This is a genomic window from Flavobacterium sp., from assembly GCF_041911335.1.
Lineage (GTDB): Bacteria > Bacteroidota > Bacteroidia > Flavobacteriales > Flavobacteriaceae > Flavobacterium.
Map to the genome: position 1 here is coordinate 23,966 of NZ_JAYRPD010000054.1, position 19,026 is coordinate 42,991.

General features: G+C 31.8%; 17 protein-coding genes. 11 read left to right on the forward strand and 6 right to left on the reverse strand.

Annotation, left to right across the window (positions count from 1 at the left end):
• The first annotated feature begins 114 nt into the window (after nt 1–114).
• The 5 genes from ACE3PD_RS09245 to ACE3PD_RS09265 all read left to right on the forward strand — a co-directional run bounded on the left by ACE3PD_RS09245 (nt 115) and on the right by ACE3PD_RS09265 (nt 6,112).
• On the forward strand, nt 115–654 hold the full coding sequence (locus ACE3PD_RS09245; RefSeq protein WP_374401727.1) for a DUF4199 domain-containing protein: 540 nt from the start codon (nt 115–117) through the stop codon (nt 652–654).
• Between the two features lie 4 nt (nt 655–658).
• Nucleotides 659–1,600: a glycosyltransferase family 2 protein gene (locus ACE3PD_RS09250; protein ID WP_374401729.1), complete on the forward strand. Its 942-nt coding sequence runs from the start codon at nt 659–661 to the stop codon at nt 1,598–1,600.
• A gap of 40 nt (nt 1,601–1,640) precedes the next feature.
• Nucleotides 1,641–3,368, forward strand: a complete 1,728-nt coding sequence (locus ACE3PD_RS09255; protein WP_374401731.1) for a phospho-sugar mutase — start codon at nt 1,641–1,643, stop codon at nt 3,366–3,368.
• Nucleotides 3,369–5,201: an ABC transporter ATP-binding protein gene (locus ACE3PD_RS09260; protein WP_374401733.1), complete on the forward strand. Its 1,833-nt coding sequence runs from the start codon at nt 3,369–3,371 to the stop codon at nt 5,199–5,201.
• A gap of 209 nt (nt 5,202–5,410) precedes the next feature.
• On the forward strand, nt 5,411–6,112 hold the full coding sequence (locus ACE3PD_RS09265; protein ID WP_374401735.1) for a hypothetical protein: 702 nt from the start codon (nt 5,411–5,413) through the stop codon (nt 6,110–6,112).
• A 556-nt stretch (nt 6,113–6,668) separates the two neighbouring features.
• On the opposite strand, the gene ACE3PD_RS09270 is transcribed toward ACE3PD_RS09265, so the two are convergent.
• From ACE3PD_RS09270 to ACE3PD_RS09280, 3 genes are read right to left on the reverse strand one after another with little or no spacing between them, the layout of a single operon-like run.
• The gene (locus ACE3PD_RS09270; protein ID WP_374401737.1) at nt 6,669–7,382 is read right to left on the reverse strand and encodes a hypothetical protein; all 714 of its coding nucleotides are present in this window, start codon (nt 7,380–7,382) and stop codon (nt 6,669–6,671) included.
• Between the two features lie 43 nt (nt 7,383–7,425).
• Nucleotides 7,426–9,846: a carboxypeptidase-like regulatory domain-containing protein gene (locus ACE3PD_RS09275; protein WP_374401763.1), complete on the reverse strand. Its 2,421-nt coding sequence runs from the start codon at nt 9,844–9,846 to the stop codon at nt 7,426–7,428.
• Nucleotides 9,847–9,903: 57 nt separating this feature from the next.
• Complete coding sequence (locus ACE3PD_RS09280; protein ID WP_374401740.1) at nt 9,904–11,586, reverse strand: M23 family metallopeptidase; 1,683 nt, start codon at nt 11,584–11,586, stop codon at nt 9,904–9,906.
• Between the two features lie 192 nt (nt 11,587–11,778).
• Here ACE3PD_RS09280 and ACE3PD_RS09285 point away from each other — a divergent pair, with 192 nt between their 5' ends.
• The 3 genes from ACE3PD_RS09285 to rny all read left to right on the forward strand — a co-directional run bounded on the left by ACE3PD_RS09285 (nt 11,779) and on the right by rny (nt 14,142).
• Nucleotides 11,779–12,069, forward strand: a complete 291-nt coding sequence (locus tag ACE3PD_RS09285; RefSeq protein ID WP_374401742.1) for a hypothetical protein — start codon at nt 11,779–11,781, stop codon at nt 12,067–12,069.
• A gap of 7 nt (nt 12,070–12,076) precedes the next feature.
• The gene (locus ACE3PD_RS09290) at nt 12,077–12,370 is read left to right on the forward strand and encodes a cell division protein ZapA (RefSeq protein ID WP_374401744.1); all 294 of its coding nucleotides are present in this window, start codon (nt 12,077–12,079) and stop codon (nt 12,368–12,370) included.
• 209 nt (nt 12,371–12,579) lie between these two features.
• Entirely contained in the window at nt 12,580–14,142 is a 1,563-nt protein-coding gene (gene rny / locus ACE3PD_RS09295; RefSeq protein ID WP_374401746.1) for a ribonuclease Y, read from the forward strand.
• A 113-nt stretch (nt 14,143–14,255) separates the two neighbouring features.
• Here rny and xerD read toward each other — a convergent pair whose 3' ends face one another.
• From xerD to ACE3PD_RS09310, 3 genes are all read right to left on the reverse strand, one after another.
• The gene (xerD, locus tag ACE3PD_RS09300) at nt 14,256–15,155 is read right to left on the reverse strand and encodes a site-specific tyrosine recombinase XerD (RefSeq protein ID WP_374401748.1); all 900 of its coding nucleotides are present in this window, start codon (nt 15,153–15,155) and stop codon (nt 14,256–14,258) included.
• Nucleotides 15,156–15,232: 77 nt separating this feature from the next.
• Nucleotides 15,233–16,216 carry a hypothetical protein gene (locus ACE3PD_RS09305; protein ID WP_374401750.1) on the reverse strand — a complete coding sequence of 328 codons (984 nt, stop codon included), beginning with the start codon at nt 16,214–16,216 and terminating at the stop codon, nt 15,233–15,235.
• Nucleotides 16,217–16,227: 11 nt separating this feature from the next.
• Entirely contained in the window at nt 16,228–16,734 is a 507-nt protein-coding gene (locus ACE3PD_RS09310; RefSeq protein ID WP_374401752.1) for a hypothetical protein, read from the reverse strand.
• A gap of 303 nt (nt 16,735–17,037) precedes the next feature.
• Between ACE3PD_RS09310 and ACE3PD_RS09315 the strand changes: the two genes are divergently transcribed.
• From ACE3PD_RS09315 to ACE3PD_RS09325, 3 genes are all read left to right on the forward strand, one after another.
• Entirely contained in the window at nt 17,038–17,592 is a 555-nt protein-coding gene (locus ACE3PD_RS09315; protein ID WP_374401754.1) for a porin family protein, read from the forward strand.
• 75 nt (nt 17,593–17,667) lie between these two features.
• Complete coding sequence (gene aroQ, locus ACE3PD_RS09320) at nt 17,668–18,081, forward strand: type II 3-dehydroquinate dehydratase (protein ID WP_374401756.1); 414 nt, start codon at nt 17,668–17,670, stop codon at nt 18,079–18,081.
• Nucleotides 18,082–18,311: 230 nt separating this feature from the next.
• Nucleotides 18,312–18,683 carry a GxxExxY protein gene (locus tag ACE3PD_RS09325; RefSeq protein ID WP_026724781.1) on the forward strand — a complete coding sequence of 124 codons (372 nt, stop codon included), beginning with the start codon at nt 18,312–18,314 and terminating at the stop codon, nt 18,681–18,683.
• Nucleotides 18,684–19,026: the final 343 nt, after the last annotated feature.

A 19,026-nucleotide genomic window follows, 5' to 3' on the forward strand; every position in this document is an offset into this window, starting at 1 on the left:
TTACATTTAATTTTTAATTTACCAATGTTTCTGTAACTTTTTTTTATTTTTAAACTCTAATCTTACAACGATTAGAATTCTTATATTTGTAAATTAATTAAACCAAAACAAACTATGAACGAAATTATCAAAAAAAACGGAATTAACTTTGGGATTATTTTAGGTGTATTAGGTATTACTTCTCAAATGATAGTATACGCTATGGGTGGTATATCTAAAGAAAATGCTGTATTAAATTCAGTACTTCAATTTATTTTTTGGTTAGCTTTTTTGATTACAAGAATAGTACAATGTAATAAAACAAAAAAAGAATTTAATGGATTTATATCCTTAAAAGATTTGTTTACCACTTTAACAATAACTGTAACAATTGGTATTTTAATTTCTCAATTTTTTACTTTTGCACTTAATAATTTCATTGATGTTGAATATGGTAGAGCAATGAATGAATTTATGAATGAGCAACAAATTATTGCACAGAATGCCATGAAAAGTTTCATGAAAGTATCTAGCGAAGATTTGAAAAAAATTGCTGAGACAGATAATTTTTCAATCTTAAATATCCTACAAGGAACGTTGATTGCTTTTTTATTATCCTCTCTAATGAATTTAATTTTAGCCGCAATCTTCAAAAAAAATCAACCTGTATTCTAAATCAATGAACTTATCCATAGTTATCCCATTATTAAACGAGCAAGAATCGTTACCTGAATTACACAATTGGATTGTGAAAGTAATGCAAGCGCATAACTATTCCTATGAAATCCTTTTTGTTGATGATGGTAGTACCGATGCTTCTTGGAATGTTATTCAAAATTTATCTCTCGAAAATCCGAATGTAAAAGGAATCCGTTTTCTAAGAAATTATGGAAAATCGCAAGCTTTACATGCCGGTTTTGCCAAAGCAAAAGGTGATGTTATAATTACAATGGATGCTGATTTACAAGATAGTCCAGATGAAATTCCAGAATTATTCCGTTTAATTACCGAAGATAATTATGATTTGATTTCAGGATGGAAGAAAAAACGTTATGATTCGGTTGTTGCCAAAAACATTCCTTCTAAATTATTCAATTGGGCCGCTCGAAAAACTTCGGGAGTCAAATTGAATGATTTCAACTGTGGATTAAAAGCCTATAAAAATATCGTTATCAAAAACATTGAAGTTTCAGGTGAAATGCACCGTTACATTCCTGTTTTAGCAAAAAATGCCGGATTTGGAAAAATCGGTGAAAAAGTCGTGATTCATCAAGCTAGAAAATACGGAAGTTCTAAATTTGGAATGAGCCGTTTTATCAATGGATTTTTGGATTTAATTACCATTTGGTTTCTTTCAACCTTTGGTAAGCGACCAATGCATCTTTTCGGATTATTAGGCTCCATTATGTTTGTGATTGGATTTTTATTCGCATTCTACTTAGGAATCGATAAATTATTCATCAACACAACAGGAAGATTAATTACTGAAAGACCGCAATTCTATTTATCGCTAACTGCGATGTTAATTGGAACACAATTATTTTTAGCTGGATTTTTAGGTGAAATCATCCTAAGAACCAAAAACAACGAAGAACGTTATAAGATTTCAGAAGTACTATAATATTATGAGATAACATTAGTTTTCTCAAAACATACAGAATATGCATATCGAACAAAATATTTTAAACAAAGTAAACGAGTGGTTAACTCCAACATTTGACGAAGCAACTCGAAACGTTATCGAAGAAATGATGACTTCAGCTCCAAAAGAGTTAGAAGAAAGTTTTTATAAAAATTTAGAGTTTGGAACGGGTGGAATGCGCGGTGTTATGGGTGTTGGAACCAATCGTATCAACAAATATACACTTGGAAAAAACACGCAAGGTTTATCGGATTATTTACACAAATCGTTTCCAAACGAACAACTAAAAGTAGCAATTGCTAACGATTGTCGCCATAACAGTAACACTTTAGCTAAAGTTGTGGCTGATGTTTTTTCCGCTAACGGAATTAAAGTGTATTTGTTTTCAGACATGCGCCCTACTCCTGAATTATCATTTGCAGTTCGTTATTTGAATTGTCATGCAGGAATTGTTTTAACGGCTTCTCACAATCCGCCAGAGTACAATGGATACAAAGTATATTGGCAAGATGGCGGTCAATTAGTACCGCCTCAAGACGCTGAAATTATCAAAATAATTGAAGATTTAAAATACAGCGATATTAAATTCGAAGCGAACAACGATTTAATTGAATATATCGATACTGAAGTTGACGAAGCTTTTGCAAAATCAACCGTTGAAAATGCAAGTTTTAATACGTCATCCGAAGCTAAAGCGAATTTAAAAATCGTTTATACTTCTTTACACGGAACTTCTATTAAAGCGATTCCAAATGTGTTGGCAAAAGCAGGTTATACCGATGTAAATATCGTACAAGAACAAGCAGAACCAAATGGTGATTTCCCAACCGTTAAATCTCCAAATCCTGAAGAACCAGAAGCATTGTCAATGGCAATTGCTTTGGCAGAAAAAATTGGTGCCGATATGGTCGTGGGAACCGATCCAGATTCTGATCGTTTAGGTGTTGCGGTTCGTGATTTAGATGGAAACATCAAATTATTAAACGGAAACCAAACGATGGTTATCATGACCGCTTTCTTATTAGAACAATGGAAACGCGCTGATAAATTAAAAGGAAATGAATTCATTGGTTCGACTATTGTTTCTACTCCAATGATGTTAGAATTAGCATCTGCATATGATGTAGAATGTAAAGTAGGATTAACAGGTTTCAAATGGATTGCTAAATTCATTAAAGATTTCCCAAATCAGAAATTTGTTGGAGGTGGTGAAGAAAGTTTTGGTTTTATGGTAGGCGATGCAGTTCGTGATAAAGATGCGGTTGCCGCTATTTTATTGGTAAGTGAAATTGCAGCACAAGCTAAAGCTTCTGGAAGTTCGTTATATCAGGAATTATTGAATTTATATATTGATTTTGGTTTCTATAAAGAACATTTGATTTCGATTACCAAAAAAGGAATTGAAGGTGCTAACGAAATCAAACAAATGATGATTGACTTACGCGAAAATCCTATGAAGGAAATCAACGGTCAACGTGTAATTTGCATCGAAGATTATCAAGCTTCAAAAGGAAAAGACTTTATGAATAACGAAGAATTTGAAATTCATATTCCAAAATCAAACGTATTAATTTACTATTTGGAAGACGGAAGCAAAATCTGCGCAAGACCAAGTGGAACCGAACCTAAAATTAAATTCTATTTCAGCGTAAATGGAGTTTTAGATACGATTGAAAACGCAGATTCAGTAGAAAAAGAATTAGATAACAAAATTGCTGGAATTATTTCGGCAATGAAATTAAACTAAATGGACGAAAATTTTAAAAAACTTATTCCTTTTGCAAGAAAGTACAAATACAATGTTATTGGTAACGTATCATTCAACATTTTGTATGCATTATTTGGAACATTAGGAATGGTCTTTATTATGCCTGTTCTTTCTGTTTTATTTGATGAAAGAAAAACAGACGAAGTTAAACTACCAATTTACGATGGAGTCATTAATGCTTTGAGCAATTGGCAAGAATATATCGCCTATTATGTAAATCAATATTCCAATGATTATGGTATTCAATATGGACTAATGCTAACTGTGGCTTTAGTTATAGTTACATTTTTACTTAAAAATCTATCTAATTATCTAGCGTTACAACATTTAACAAAAGTAAAAACAGGAGTGCTACGTGATTTACGTGAAAAGATGTTCAACAAAATTGTTTCGTTACCTGTTTCCTATTATTCTGAAAAAAGAAAAGGGGATGTAATGGCTAGAATGCTTGGTGATGTAAATGAAGTTCAAAATTCGTTTTTTATGGTTTTAGAACTTATTATTAAAGAACCTCTAACTATTTTGTTTTCTTTAATTGCAATGATTTCAATTAGTTGGAAATTAACTGTTTTCGTATTTGTTTTTATTCCTGTTTCTGGATTTGTAATTTCAAAAATTGGGAAAAGTTTGAAATCAAAATCAAGTAGAGCCCAACAAGAAAATGGTTATTTGATTTCAATTGTTGAAGAAAGTTTAGGTGGCTTGAAAGTGGTAAAAAGTTACAATGCTGAAAAATATTTTGCCAAAACTTTCAACGATTCCATTAATCGTTTGTACCAATTAACAATCTCGATTGGAAAGAAAAATAATTTAGCCTCACCTATGAGTGAATTTATGGGGATTCTAGTTATTGGCGTGTTATTGGTTTACGGTGGTAACCTAGTTTTAGTTGAAGGTTCTTTAAAAGGCTCAAATTTTATTACCTATATTGGATTAGCATATAACATTCTGACTCCAGCCAAAGCGATTTCAAAAGCTTCTTATGCTGTTAAAAATGGTTTAGCAGCTGCAGAACGTGTGTTTGAAGTTTTAGAAGTTGAAAATACGATTACTAACAAACCAAATGCAATCGTAAAAGAGACTTTCACAGAGAAAATCAGCATTGAAAACATTAACTTTGGATACGCTGAAGAAAATGTATTGAAAAACTTCTCTTTGGAAATACCTAAAGGAAAAACGGTAGCTTTGGTTGGGCAATCGGGTTCTGGGAAAAGTACGATTGCGAATTTATTAACCCGTTTTTATGATGTGCAAGAAGGAATCGTAAAAATTGACGGAATCGATATCAAAGATATGACGTTAGAATCGCTTCGTGATCTAATGGGATTGGTTACGCAAGATTCGATTTTATTTAATGACACCATTAAAAATAATATTCGTTTAGGGAAAGAAGATGCAACCGATGAGGAAATCATAGCAGCTTTAAAAGTGGCAAATGCTTATGAGTTTGTAAAAGACTTACCTAACGGAATTGAAACCAATATTGGTGATGCCGGAGGAAAACTTTCAGGTGGACAAAAACAACGTTTATCGATTGCGAGAGCTGTTTTGAAAAACCCACCAATTATGATTTTGGATGAAGCCACTTCTGCTTTAGATACAGAAAGTGAAAAATTCGTTCAAGTGGCATTAGAAAACATGATGCAAAATCGAACATCAATTGTAATTGCGCACCGATTATCAACTATTCAAAAAGCGGATAAAATTGTTGTAATGCAAAAAGGTGAAATCGTAGAGCAAGGAACACATGACGAATTATTGGCTTTAAACGGAACGTATTCGAAGTTAGTGATGATGCAGAGTTTCGAGTAAATTAGCACGCGGATGAAACGGATTCGCTAAAGCGAAACGCTGATTTAAACAGATTTTTAAATTTTAAACATATAAGTCATTTAAGTTTTTGAAGTTGTGCATCTTTATGAATTAAGGTCATTTAAGATTTACACACAAACTTGTCATTCCGACAGGAATCTCTTTCATTCTTGAATTTTGAACTTGAACTTGAATTTTGAACTTGAAAAATGTATATAAACCATCCAAATATCACTTTACCCGATGACAATGATACCATTGTTTGGAAATATTTGGACTTGTCTAAGTTTTTAGACATGTTGTTGTCGCAACAGTTATTTATGTCGCGTTCGGATAAGTTTGAAGATCAATACGAAGGTACATTTTCGGAACCTACTTTTGAAGAAATCAAGAAAATTGCTGCTAACAATCCAAAGTTTTTGGATTATTATAAATCGCATCGTGAAAAAGTAGTGATTAGTAGTTGGCATATCAACGAATACGAATCGTTTGCGATGTGGCAAATTTTCACTCAAAATACAGAAGGTTTAGCGATTCAAACAACAATTGGCAGACTAAAAGAAGCCTTACAACCTGAAAGACAAACCGAACAATATATCGGTGCAGTAAATTATATCGATTACAAAAAAGAGTTTATTCCGTTTGAAGATACTTTTTTCCCGTTTTTGTTCAAACGTAAAAGTTTTCAATACGAAAGAGAAATTCGTATTATTTCAGACGTTTCAGCTAATGGAATGAAAATCGATAATGGTTTAAAAGTCGATGTTAATTTGAATCAATTAATCGAAAAAATCTACATTCATCCTAAAAGTGAAAACTGGTATAAGAATTTGGTAATTCAACTGGTTTCTAAATTAGGATTTGATTTTGAAATTGAAAAATCGGATTTAGAAAGTGATATTTTGATTTAAAATAGAACGCGGATGAAACGGATGCTTTGCAACGCAAATAAAAACTGATTTTATTATTTATGTTTTGATGTCGTCCCTACGGGACTTCTGTTCATACTTAGGATTGCTTTTACCAAAATTTCGTTCCTACGGAACTTTATATAAACACAAGTCAGCTTTAGAATTTAAAAATGCCGTTAGGCATGAAATGTTGGTAAAAATTATCAATCGTAACTAAAATCCCTTAGGGATGACATATTTTACCATTATCTTTATAAAACATTAAAAAGTAAAAAAGTAAACTCGTCTTTAAAAATTACTAAAAGTAAAAGCGAGATTAGTGTAGAAATCAAAAAAGACTTAGTAAATCCATTTTTTGAATTTCCTTTATAAAAAAGAAACTTTACAAGAATACCTAGCACAAAAATGTAAACTAAAAGATTGGTGATAACCATTAAGAAATTTCCAAAACTCAAAATATTTTCCAATCCATCTTGACCTTCTGCAAAAGATAAATTACAAAACAAGATAAAACAGGAAAGAAAAATCAGTTTGATTCTCATCAATTATTGAAAAACTAATTCGGAGTATAAACTTCCACTTTCCACTCGTCAGCTAACAAGTTTACGAAATGGTAATGTACTTTATCGTTTTTATCAAAAGCACCGTTTTTGTTGATATCTTCAATACATCTAAAGTACAAACGATTTTGTGCTTCGATAATATTCCAATCGATTAATTCTAAAAGATTTTCTGATAATTTAGTGAAGTTTTCGCCACTTGCTGAACTCAAATACAACGAACGAATGTCATTCTGATTAATTTTTCCGTCTTTGTTAGTATCAGAATCAACTAGAGTATAAACGATGATTTGCTTTTTAGTTTTTGCTGCAATTCCATCTAAAAATGTTGCGGTTTGAATTTGGATTTTCTTATCGGTTAATGGTTTTACTGAAGTAGAATCAATATGTTGAAAATTTAAATTATCGAAATAACCTGTAATTTCAAATCGGTTGTAATTGGAAATAGCGTAGCTTACTTGATTGGTTTTACTACTTCCATACACTTTGCTATTCGAGTCATACACACGAACATCTCCAACAGGATGAATTAAATATTTGGTTCCTTCCATCAAAATTGGCAAATCAGCCACTTTGATAGATGACGTATCTCTAGTTTCTGCTTCTACCTTAGTTTTTCCTTCTTCGTAGATAACTTTTGGAGTTTCCGTTTCTTCTTTACAACTCATTAAAGTTGCAACCAAGCTAAAAGTGAAAAGAATACGCTTCATCTGTTTGAATTTTATAGTCAAATATACTAAAATAATTGTTGGGTTACAATCGGGCAACCAATTTGATATTGAAAACACGAGTGGTCATATAATTAGGAATTCCGTATTGCGATTTCGTGTACACATCGCGAACCCAAGTATTCGTAATTGAATTTTGGTTGTTGAACAAATTGAAAATCTCTAAACCTAATGAAAACTCATTAAACGGTTTCAACCACATTTTACTTGATTGAATTCCTGCATCTTTGAATACGTAAGAAAACCCGACATCGGCTCTGCGATAATCATTCAATCGCAATTGGTAAGCATATGGGTCAGCGTATGAAGGCGAACCGCCTGGCAAACCCGTATTATAAACTAAATTCAGATATAATTTTAAGTTCGGAATATTAGGCATATAATCTTGAAATAACATTCCAAATTTCAATCGTTGATCGGTTGGACGCGCTATAAAACCTTTGCCATCTTGATTTTCTTCTGTTTTTAAATATCCGAAACTAAACCAAGATTCCGTTCCTGGAACAAACTCACCGTTTAAACGCGCATCGAATCCGTACGCGTACGCTTCTGCATTGTTGTTAGCTCGGTATCGAATACGAACATTATCAATGGAATAAGTATTTACATCCGTAATATTTTTATAATATGCTTCGGAGACCAACTTAAATGGTCGCGACCACATTTTAAAACTGTAATCATTACTTAAAACTACATGAAATGATTGTTGGGCTTTTACATTGGTTTGCACTACTCCATCAAAATCCCGAAGCTCTCGATAAAATGGTGGTTGGTGATACAAACCTCCAGATAATCGGAACATCATGTCTTTACTCCAATCAGGTTTAAAGGCGAATTGTGCTCGTGGTGAAAACGTTATTTGGCTATCACCATTTGGTCTTCTTTCAGCCGTAACTTGCCATTGATGTGCTCTTAATCCGGCATTTAACCAATATTCATGTGTTCCAATTTTTCCTCTATAATTCCATTGTGCATAACCTGAAAAACGATTAATTCTTGTAAAATTAGTCGCTCTAATGTTTTGAAAAGGTGCTAATGGTCCAACATATGGATTATAAGGTTGATCATTTTGATAATCTAAAAGAGGATTTGGTAAAGAAAAACCAGCAGAATCCACAACTTCCCATTCTACAATTCTATCTCGAATATCTTCTAAGGTAAATTTGGCTCCCCATTCTATTTGCGATTTTTCATTAATTTCATGAAAACCTTTTACTTCTGCATTTACGATCAAAGCATCTAAATCGTTACGAGCGTGATTTAATTGCGAACCTATTCCGCGGGTAAAAACAACATCTCCAAAGGTTTCCGAACCGATATTTGCATCCACTTCGCCTAAACGATATTGCGCCAAAATATCATAATATTCCTGTTCTTGTGTATGATATCCGGAAAGGATAAACTTCAATTTATTTTTTTCGTTGTATTGATAAACGGCTTTTCCGGCACCAAAAAACGTTAGGTATTTATCTTTTTCTTGTCCTTCATAAAATACTAACAAAGCAATAGGTTGATCAATCGTTCCAAAGTTCGTTTGACGTGTTAAAGGCTGATAATTGTATCTGTTTTGCGAAATATTTCCAAGGAAACTAAAGTTCCATTTGGTTGAAGAATTAAAATTCAATAAAGTCTGAACATCAAAAAATGTTGGTTTAAAATTGGTTTCTGTTTCTTGACTATTTACTAACAAACTGTTGTCTCTATAACGAACACCTGTAATGTTACTCCATTTTTGATTTTTAGAAACACCTTCAACTGTTAAACTTCCGCCTAACAAACTAGCTTCTAAACTAGCGCCAAAACGTTTTGGATTTCGGTAGGTAATATCTAAAACCGATGATAATTTATCTCCGAATTTCGATTGAAAACCACCAGCTGAAAAGTCTACATTTTGAACCATATCGGTATTGGTAAAACTCAATCCTTCTTGTTGTCCTGAACGAATTAAAAACGGACGATAAACTTCAATTTCATTTACATAGACTAAATTTTCGTCGTAATTTCCACCACGAACGGCATACGAAGTACTCAATTCGTTATTAGAATAAACACCCGGAAGTGTTTTAATTATATTTTCTATTCCGGCATTAGCTCCTGGAATTTTTCTTACCACAACCGGATCAATTGTGGTAACGCCTTCGATTCGTTTTTTACTACTTCCTGTAACTAAAACTTCTCCAAATTCTTCAATTTTTGAATTCATTACCGGGTTTAACTCAAAATCTTCATTGGGTTTCAGATTCAAATCAATAGTAATTTTCTTCAATGAAACGTGTGAAAAAGTAATCGTGACTTTTTTGTTAGCCTCGATTTCTAAAATATAGAAACCATTTTCGTTTGAGACCGTTCCTTTATCTCCCACTTTTACCGTTACGTTTTCAACCGGATTATTAAATTCGTCTAAAATAACACCCTTAACACGGGCCTTTTGAGCCGAAATAGTCATTGAAAAAAGACCAATAATGAATACAAAAAATATATTTTTCAAAAGAATTCGTTTTAATTATCTAAAAAAGTAAGATTCAAAGGTAGTGGAATTTTGTAAATTATCCGTCACAACAATCTTTAAATCGTTTCTTCCAGGAACGCAAATGTTATCATCTAAATTGTGCACCAACTTTTTTGTTTTGTAATCGTATTCCATTAAAATCCATTTTCCGTTCAAATAACCATTGTAGGTATTAATATCGGAATGCAAATCTGTAATAGAAACACTAATTGTTTTTTGTTCTTTTATAGTTTTTCCTTCCACAAAATTCACGTTATAAATTCGAGGTGGCGTAGTGTCTTGTGCTAATTTAAACTTTCCTAATGTTCTTGTTTTAATTGAGAAAGTATTCCCTTTTCGGTATGTTTTATTGTACTCTAATTTATAACCATCTAATGTAGCAATAAATGTTTTAGCTAATTGTTCCTCGGTTAAACCTTGAACATCGTTAAATGTAATAGTTATATTTTTATGGACTGGAACACTATCGTCATGTAAAGTTAAAATATCACCATTAACATCGAAATTTAAATAGAAATTATTATAAAAAGCATTTTCTGGTATTTGCACTGAAACATTATTCTTTTCAAAAATCGACTCATTTTTAGCTTTTACATAGTAAGGTGTTTTTTGAATGGTATTTTTAATCGTAGCCTGTGTGTTGTAGAATTCAATTGGGATAATTAAATCTACACGATTTCCATGAAAATCGTACACTTCTACTCGATAGGTATAATTGGTTCCAGGTTGCACTTTTATAGTACCATCTTTTTTGTTTCCTGCCACAACAGATAGCGGATAATCCGATAATTGAAACAATTTTTGAACACGTTGTCCCATCAAATGAAAGCGTTCGTAATCGATAAAATTATTAATATAGCGTGTTTCATCAAAAGCAAAACCATCAAAACCGTATTGGTAATACAAAACACCATTTAAATACGCTTTTACCTTGTATAATCCATTTTTATTGTAAGCATTAGTACAAAAATCGTATGCATTAATTCCAAATGCAACTTTACCATTAGTTCTAACTTTTGTGCTCAAATAACTTCCATCGGTTTGTTTGGAAAATGAAATATTAATTGGTTTTTGTGAAGTATTCACCACAGTAGAATCTAAAGGATAAGCCACAACACCTTGAATCACGGGCTTTCTATCATCGTTAATAATTTTCTTGAAACCAAAATGCATCGGATTTAAAATTTCTTCCGATTTGGTATTTCGAAATTCAAAATGCAAATGAGGACCGCCACTTCCGCCAGTATTTCCTGTAAAAGCAATTACGTCTCCTTTTTTTACTGGTAATTCTGTTGGGTACAAATACATTTCTACTTCATACGATTGCTCTTTGTATTGTTTCGATTTGATGTATGCTTCAATAGATCCATTTGCTTTTTGAAGGTGACCATAAACCGAAGTATATCCATTTGGATGTGTAATATAAATTGCTTTTCCATAACCAAAAGTTGAAATTTTAATTCTAGAAATATAGCCATCGCCTACAGCATAAACAGGCAAACCCTCCACTCCTTTTGTTTTAAAATCTAAACCCGAATGAAAATGATTGCTTCGTAATTCTCCAAACGAACCCGATAAATCGAGCGGAATATCTAAAGGAGATTGAAAATAATCTTGAGGAAAATCCTGACTAAAAATAAAAAGAGGGGCGAATAAAATGGCTAATACGAACTTCATAGTGCTTGTGTTTAATGCTAAAATACTAAAATAATTTTATATAAAGTAAACAAAAACCATACCTTTAATAAATTATTAATTATCAGATAGTTATAAATAATTAAAAATTATTCACAAAATTTAATAAAAAGTATTGCTATTTTTGAATACTAATGCTAACTTTGTGAAATATTGAAATGAATTCTATCATTAATGAATGGATTATCTGAATTAATTGATTCTCTCGAAGTTAAATTTTTTAAGCTGAACCAAAAAGTGTCACAGCTAGAAAAGAAAAACCAAGAGTTGCAGGATGAATTGTTGCTTTCTAGAAAAAATCAACAACAGCAATCTGGTGAAATTGAAGACCTGAAGAAGCAATTAGATACTCTAAAAATGGTAAACTCATTACTAGGCAGTGAAGAAAATAAACGAGAAACAAAACTCAAAATAAATTCATTAATCAGAGAAATTGATTATTGTATAGCCCAACTTTCAGATTAGAAAGCTCATGAGTGAAAAGCTGAAAATTAAAATATCAATAGCAGACCGTGTATATCCATTAACTGTGGAACCATCACAAGAAGAAGGGCTAAGAAGTGCTTCAAAAAAAATAGATGCTATGATTAAACAGTTTGAACAAAGCTATGCTGTAAGAGACAAACAAGATGTTTTAGCCATGTGTGCCTTGCAATTTGCAGCACAAGTGGAACAAAAACAAATTAGTAAAACTCAAGATGATGAAACTTCTTTAACCAGATTGCAAAATTTGGATAAAAAATTGAGTGAGTTACTCTCAAAATAAATACGTTCTTACATAAACAAACAAAGATACTGCCTACATTAGTATATATTTGATAAACTCAACACTAACAATTTAAACGAGTGAATCTTTGCAACTATAACAGGCCCTTAAGTGGGAAGTTTGAACTGCAGGTTAGCTCAAATCTTGTATAACAGAGTTTATACAAACATCTAATGTAGGCTTTTTTTATATAATTTTTTAACACACATATGGATATACTAGGTATAATAATTGGAATTGTTGTTGGTCTTGCTGGAGGTTTTGGAATCGCTAAATTTTTAGAGAAAAGCAATGTTTCTAACCTAATTAAAAATGCAAAAAAAGAAGCAGCTTCGATTTTAAAAGACGCTAAAACAGAAGCTGAAGCAGCGAAAAAAGATAAAATTCTACAAGCTAAAGAGAAGTTTTTAGAATTAAAAGCAGAACATGAACAAGTAATTTTAGCTCGCGACAAAAAAATGGCCGAAGCTGAAAAAAGAACGCGTGATAAAGAATCTCAAGTTTCAAATGAATTAGCAAAAGCTAAAAAAATTAATGATGAAGTTGAAGCTAAAATTGCAGATTACAACAATAAAATCGAATATTTAGACAAGAAACAACAAGAAATTGATAAACTTCACAGAAGTCAAGTAGAGCAACTAGAAGCTATTTCTGGTTTATCTGCTGAAGATGCTAAAAATCAATTGGTAGAAAGTTTAAAAGCAGAAGCCAAAACAAACGCTATGTCATTCATCCAAGATACTGTGGAAGAAGCAAAAATGACAGCGCAACAAGAAGCGAAAAAAATCATCATCAACACTATTCAACGTGTAGGTACTGAAGAAGCGGTTGAAAACTGTGTTTCTGTATTCAACATTGAATCTGACGATGTAAAAGGAAGAATCATCGGTCGTGAAGGTCGTAACATTAGAGCTTTAGAAGCAGCAACTGGAGTTGAAATCATTGTTGACGATACCCCAGAAGCTATCATCTTATCTTGTTTTGATCCAGTAAGAAGAGAAATCGCTCGTTTAGCGTTGCACAAATTAGTAACTGACGGACGTATTCACCCAGCACGTATTGAAGAAGTGGTTGCTAAAACTGCTAAACAAATCGACGAGGAAATCATCGAAACTGGAAAACGTACCGTTATTGATTTAGGAATCCACGGATTACACCCTGAATTAATTAAAGTGGTGGGTAGAATGAAATACCGTTCATCTTACGGACAAAACTTGTTACAACACTCTAGAGAAGTAGCTAAGTTATGTGGTATTATGGCGGCTGAATTAGGATTAAACGTTAAATTAGCTAAAAGAGCTGGTTTATTACACGATATTGGAAAAGTACCAGATACTGAGAGCGAATTACCTCACGCAATATTAGGTATGCAATGGGCTGAAAAATATGGTGAAAAAGAAGAAGTTTGCAACGCTATTGGAGCGCACCACGACGAAATTGAAATGAAATCATTGATTTCTCCAATTATCCAAGTTTGTGATGCTATTTCTGGCGCACGTCCTGGAGCAAGAAGACAAGTACTAGATTCTTACATCCAACGTTTGAAAGACTTAGAAGATATCGCTTTCGGATTCAACGGGGTTAAAAATGCTTATGCAATTCAAGCAGGTAGAGAGTTACGTGTTATTGTAGAAAGTGAAAAAGTATCTGACGATGCAGCGGTAAATTTATCATTTGATATTTCTCAAAAAATCCAAACTGAAATGACATATCCTGGTCAAGTAAAAATTACGGTTATTCGTGAAACTAGAGCAGTGAATATTGCGAAGTAATTTTTAGTCACAGTTGACAGTCGCAGTTGACAGATAAAAAAAAGATGTTTCAAAATTGAAACATCTTTTTTTTTGCATGTTATAGTACTGTGACTGAAAACTGAGACTGTCAACTATTTACGTGGATGATAATTATTCAACACTTCCGACAAGAACTTTCTATCCAAATGCATATACACTTCGGTTGTAGTAATAGATTCATGTCCGAGCATTAATTGGATAGAACGTAAATCGGCACCATTTTCTAAAAGATGTGTTGCGAATGAATGTCGGAATGTGTGAGGACTTATTGTTTTATTTAAATTGATTTTTACCGCTAAATCTTTAATAATAGTAAAAACCATGGCACGTGTTAATTGCCTTCCTCTCCTATTTAAAAAAAGCGTATCCTCATGCCCTTTTTGAACGGGATAATGCACTCGTATTAAGTTTACATAAGAAGTAATATATTTAATTGTAGAGCCTCCTACAGGCACAAAACGTTGTTTATTTCCTTTTCCTGTGATTTTGATAAAACCTTCTTCAAAAAATAAGTCGGAAATCTTTAAACTTACCAACTCTGACACTCTCAAACCACAGCTGTATAGCGCTTCTAACATAGCTTTATTGCGTTCGCCTTCTGGAGTGGATAAATCGATGGCGTTAATTAGCGCATCAATTTCCTCCGTAGCTAAAGTATCGGGTAATTTTCGACCGGTTTTAGGAACTTCTATTAATTCTAGCGGTGTATCTTTTCGATAATCTTCAAAAACTAAATAATTAAAAAAGCTTTTTAGTCCTGAAATAATTCGTGACTGACTACGAGCGTTTACTTTTGATGATAATTCGTAAATAAATTGCTGAATAGTTTCTTCAGAAATTTGAATGGGAGAAACGGTAATCTCGTGCTGATGTAAGAACAACACTAATTTTTCAATGTCAAACGTGTAGTTTTCAATGGTGTTTTTAGAAAGCCCACGTTCTAAACGAAGATAATTTTGATATTCTTTAATATACGATTGCCAAGTACTCATATTTCAAATGTAGGCAAATTACAGCAATAAAAAAATCCCGAGCATTGCTCGGGATTGAATTATAGATAAACATGAAATTAAAATCTATAACCTATACCTATAGTATTACTTTTATATTTAATTTCTTCAAACTCACCAATATCATTTAGACCATTGGAAAATCTTAAATCAATAAATATTTTTTTACCAATATCATACGATATACCATAATCTAAACCTAAACTTATATCAGCAAATTCATCAAAATCATCACCCATAATATGGGTAATACTTGGTCCTAAAAGAATACTGAAATTTTTAGTAAAAGAATATTTTCCTAAAACAGGAATGTAAATATGATCAAATTCATCATTTATTGAATATAAAAATTCTGTTCTAAGTCCAAATTTACCATTTGGATTTGATTCATAAATAAAACCAAAAGATATACCATCATTAGCATATTCGCCGTAATTAGCAACATCTAAATTATTTGTAGCTTTAGCAATTTTAAAACCAAAGTTTGATTTTAATTCTTTTGATTCAGTTTTATTTGGAACCACAGATTTCATACCAGAATCTAAACTTACTGTACTAGATTTTACTTTAACATTTTCAGTCTTAACTTTAATCTTATTTATTACAGGAAAGGGAATTCCCATGTAAATATTATTATATTTATGAATATCTAAAGTATCAACTAGTTTTAATTCCTTAATTGCTTCTACTTTTGTTCTTGGATTTACATAATAACCAGCAAAGCCTTTCAGCTTCGCAGTACTTCTACCTCCAAAAAACAAAATTTTATCTGAAGTTTTCACCTCAAAAATTGGATCAACGACAACATCTATATTGTTTTCTGTAATAGCTTTATAATAAGCTTCATTTTTTGCTAATTCTACCGTTTTTCTTTTACTAGATGTTGATTCTACCTTTTTATTTACATCTAATTTTACATCTACAACAACCTCGCTTGTTATTACAGGCTTGTCTTGAATAAAATTATCTCTGTATGTATAATTTGTAGAACTACATGAACTTAATAAAACTATAGAACTTATAAGTATTATAAAATTCCTCATTTCTAAAGAATCTATTTATTAAAAAACATACTTAAAAAACCAGCTTTTTTTACCGTTGATGGTTTAGCGATTTCTGTTCCATCTGTGTTTACATTGTAATAGATAGCATTAAACTTTTTAACATCTGTAGTGTCTATTGATTTTAATTCTTTTATAGCCTCTACTTTACTTCTTGAATTATCATACTTAGCACCAAAACCAGTTAATTTCGCAGTGCTTTTACCGCCCCAAAACAAAATCTTATCCGTTGTGGTAATCTCAAAAATTGGATCAACAACTAAGTCAATATTGTTATCATTAATTGCTTTGTAATAGGCCTCATCCATTGCCTCACCTACTGTATTTCTCTTTGATGATACAACTTCAATTTTAGTTTTTAAATCTAATTTTGTGTCGACTACTACTTGACCAGCAATAACATTTTTATCCGCAATTCCATTAGCACGATAAGTATGGCTCGTTGTACTACAAGACAATAATAATGACATAACTCCTAACGATAAAATAATTTTTTTCATAAATTTAAATTTTAAGTTTGTAGTACGAATTTATAGCATTTTTTTATACGAAATAACATATTTTTGTTAAATTATTAACAATTTTATTAACAAGTAAAAACAATTATGTTCATAATCAATTAGTTAAAAGTTATAAAAATTAAAATTTTAAACTTTTTTTAATAAAAAATAAACCTTCAAAAAATAGTAAAAAAAACATAAACACCTCATAATCAATAAAATCCAAAAAACGATAAAAAGTGCATTTTATCGACAATCATACTAAAAAGCGCTAACAAGCGTTACAACTTTAAACATTTTAATATGAAAAGAATAATTGCAACTATGATTTTACTGGTTCTAGGAACTGGTTTTTCACAGGCTCAAATGCTAAAATTTGGCGTAAAAGGGGGATTAAATTTTGCTAACTACACGGGAGGAGATGTTGCTAATTATGACTTTAAAACTATTACCAACTACCATGCTGGACTTGTAGTAGAGTTAAATGTCTTTCAAAACTTTGCACTACAATCTGAATTATTATATTCTACTAAAGGTGCCGAATTAAAAGGATTAGGTGAGCAATTTAAAAATGAGTTGGGCTATATTTCTATTCCTGTATTAGCTAAGTTTTATTTAACTTCAAATAAATTGAGTTTAGAACTTGGACCACAAGCTTCTGTATTAGTAAGTGAACGAAATGAAGTAGATGCCAACGACACCAATTCGTTCGATTTTGGTTTAGCAGGCGGCTTGAGTTATAAAATAACCGATGGTTTATTTGTTTCAGGACGTTATGTAGCTGGATTAACAGAAGCCAAACAAGATGCCGATGTGAAAAACTCGGTAATTCAGTTTTCAGTGGGTTACATGTTTTAATACTAAAATTCACAATATTTTACTAAAACCATTCTCAAAAAGAATGGTTTTTTTATTTTTACAAAAACAATTCACATGAAAATTATCATTATAAACGGACCAAATCTTAATCTTTTAGGAAAGCGTGAACCTGAAGTTTATGGCAGCGAAACTTTTGATTCGTATTTTGAAAAATTACAAATTCAGTTTCCTAACATAACGTTAGAGTATTTTCAGAGTAATATTGAAGGGGAAATCATTTCTAAAATTCAAGAAGCAGGTTTTACTTATGATGGTATTGTCTTAAATGCGGGAGCTTACACGCACACTTCTATTGGAATTGGAGATGCTGTTAAAGCTATTACGACTCCTGTTATAGAAGTTCATATTTCCAATACCTTTTCTAGAGAGTCTTTCCGCCATCAATCTTATATTTCAGCAAACGCTAAAGGGGTTATTATTGGCTTTGGATTGCAGAGTTATGAATTGGCGTTGAGAGCTTTTGAGTAGCGTTTCACTTTTTTGTTACACAGAGATACACCGAGGTTTAAGAGATTCGCCGAGGTTTTTATAAACTTTGTATCGAATGAGAGAAATTGAGAGCGTTGCACTTGGCTTTTTACACCGAGATGCACAGAGGTAAATGAGATTCACGGAGGGTTTTTATTTACTTTGTGTTGAATGTGAGAAATTGAGAGCGTTACATTAATTTAAATAAAGAATATTTATAAAGTAAAAATATGGAAGTTGATAAGTTAACAGAACAAGTAATTGGTTTAGCTATTGAAGTTCATCGACATTTGGGTCCTGGATTACTAGAATCTGCTTATCAAGAATGTTTATACTATGAATTGAAAAATGCTAATTTAAAAGTTGAAAGAGAGAAAAAACTTCCAATAGAATACAAAGAAATCAAATTAGATCACGGCTATAAAATTGATTTATTGATAGAAGATCAATTGGTTCTTGAATTAAAAACAGTTGAGACTTTTACCGATGTTCACAAAGCTCAAATATTAACTTATATGAGATTAGGGAATTATAAAACAGGATTATTAATTAATTTTAACACTAAACTATTATCTAAAGGAATTAAACGATTTGCAATGTGAAAATAAAAAGTCTCAGCTAAACTCTATAAAGACAAGGAAAATAAAAAAAAACTCTGTGTAAAAACAAGTGAAAAACGCCTCGGTGTAGCTCTATAAAGACAAAGAAAATCAAAAAAAGCTCTGTGCAACTCTGTGTAAAAACAAGTGAAAAACGCCTCGGTGTAGCTCTATAAAGATAAAGAAATCAAAAAAAAGCTCAGTGCAGCTCTGTATAAAAATCAAGTGAAACGCCTCGGTGTAGCTCTATAAAGACAAAGAAAATCAAAAAAAAGCTCTGTGAAGCTCTGTGCTAAAAACAAGTGAAACGCCTCGGTGTAGCTCTATAAAGACAAAGAAAATCAAA

Coding starts and splice junctions, on each gene's coding strand:
- ACE3PD_RS09245 (WP_374401727.1), top strand. CDS start 115: ATGAACGAAATTATCAAAAAAAACGGAATTAACTTTGGGATTATTTTA.
- ACE3PD_RS09250 (WP_374401729.1), top strand. CDS start 659: ATGAACTTATCCATAGTTATCCCATTATTAAACGAGCAAGAATCGTTA.
- ACE3PD_RS09255 (WP_374401731.1), top strand. CDS start 1,641: ATGCATATCGAACAAAATATTTTAAACAAAGTAAACGAGTGGTTAACT.
- ACE3PD_RS09260 (WP_374401733.1), top strand. CDS start 3,369: ATGGACGAAAATTTTAAAAAACTTATTCCTTTTGCAAGAAAGTACAAA.
- ACE3PD_RS09265 (WP_374401735.1), top strand. CDS start 5,411: ATGTATATAAACCATCCAAATATCACTTTACCCGATGACAATGATACC.
- ACE3PD_RS09270 (WP_374401737.1), bottom strand. CDS start 7,382: ATGAAGCGTATTCTTTTCACTTTTAGCTTGGTTGCAACTTTAATGAGT.
- ACE3PD_RS09275 (WP_374401763.1), bottom strand. CDS start 9,846: ATGACTATTTCGGCTCAAAAGGCCCGTGTTAAGGGTGTTATTTTAGAC.
- ACE3PD_RS09280 (WP_374401740.1), bottom strand. CDS start 11,586: ATGAAGTTCGTATTAGCCATTTTATTCGCCCCTCTTTTTATTTTTAGT.
- ACE3PD_RS09285 (WP_374401742.1), top strand. CDS start 11,779: ATGAATGGATTATCTGAATTAATTGATTCTCTCGAAGTTAAATTTTTT.
- ACE3PD_RS09290 (WP_374401744.1), top strand. CDS start 12,077: ATGAGTGAAAAGCTGAAAATTAAAATATCAATAGCAGACCGTGTATAT.
- rny (WP_374401746.1), top strand. CDS start 12,580: ATGGATATACTAGGTATAATAATTGGAATTGTTGTTGGTCTTGCTGGA.
- xerD (WP_374401748.1), bottom strand. CDS start 15,155: ATGAGTACTTGGCAATCGTATATTAAAGAATATCAAAATTATCTTCGT.
- ACE3PD_RS09305 (WP_374401750.1), bottom strand. CDS start 16,216: ATGAGGAATTTTATAATACTTATAAGTTCTATAGTTTTATTAAGTTCA.
- ACE3PD_RS09310 (WP_374401752.1), bottom strand. CDS start 16,734: ATGAAAAAAATTATTTTATCGTTAGGAGTTATGTCATTATTATTGTCT.
- ACE3PD_RS09315 (WP_374401754.1), top strand. CDS start 17,038: ATGAAAAGAATAATTGCAACTATGATTTTACTGGTTCTAGGAACTGGT.
- aroQ (WP_374401756.1), top strand. CDS start 17,668: ATGAAAATTATCATTATAAACGGACCAAATCTTAATCTTTTAGGAAAG.
- ACE3PD_RS09325 (WP_026724781.1), top strand. CDS start 18,312: ATGGAAGTTGATAAGTTAACAGAACAAGTAATTGGTTTAGCTATTGAA.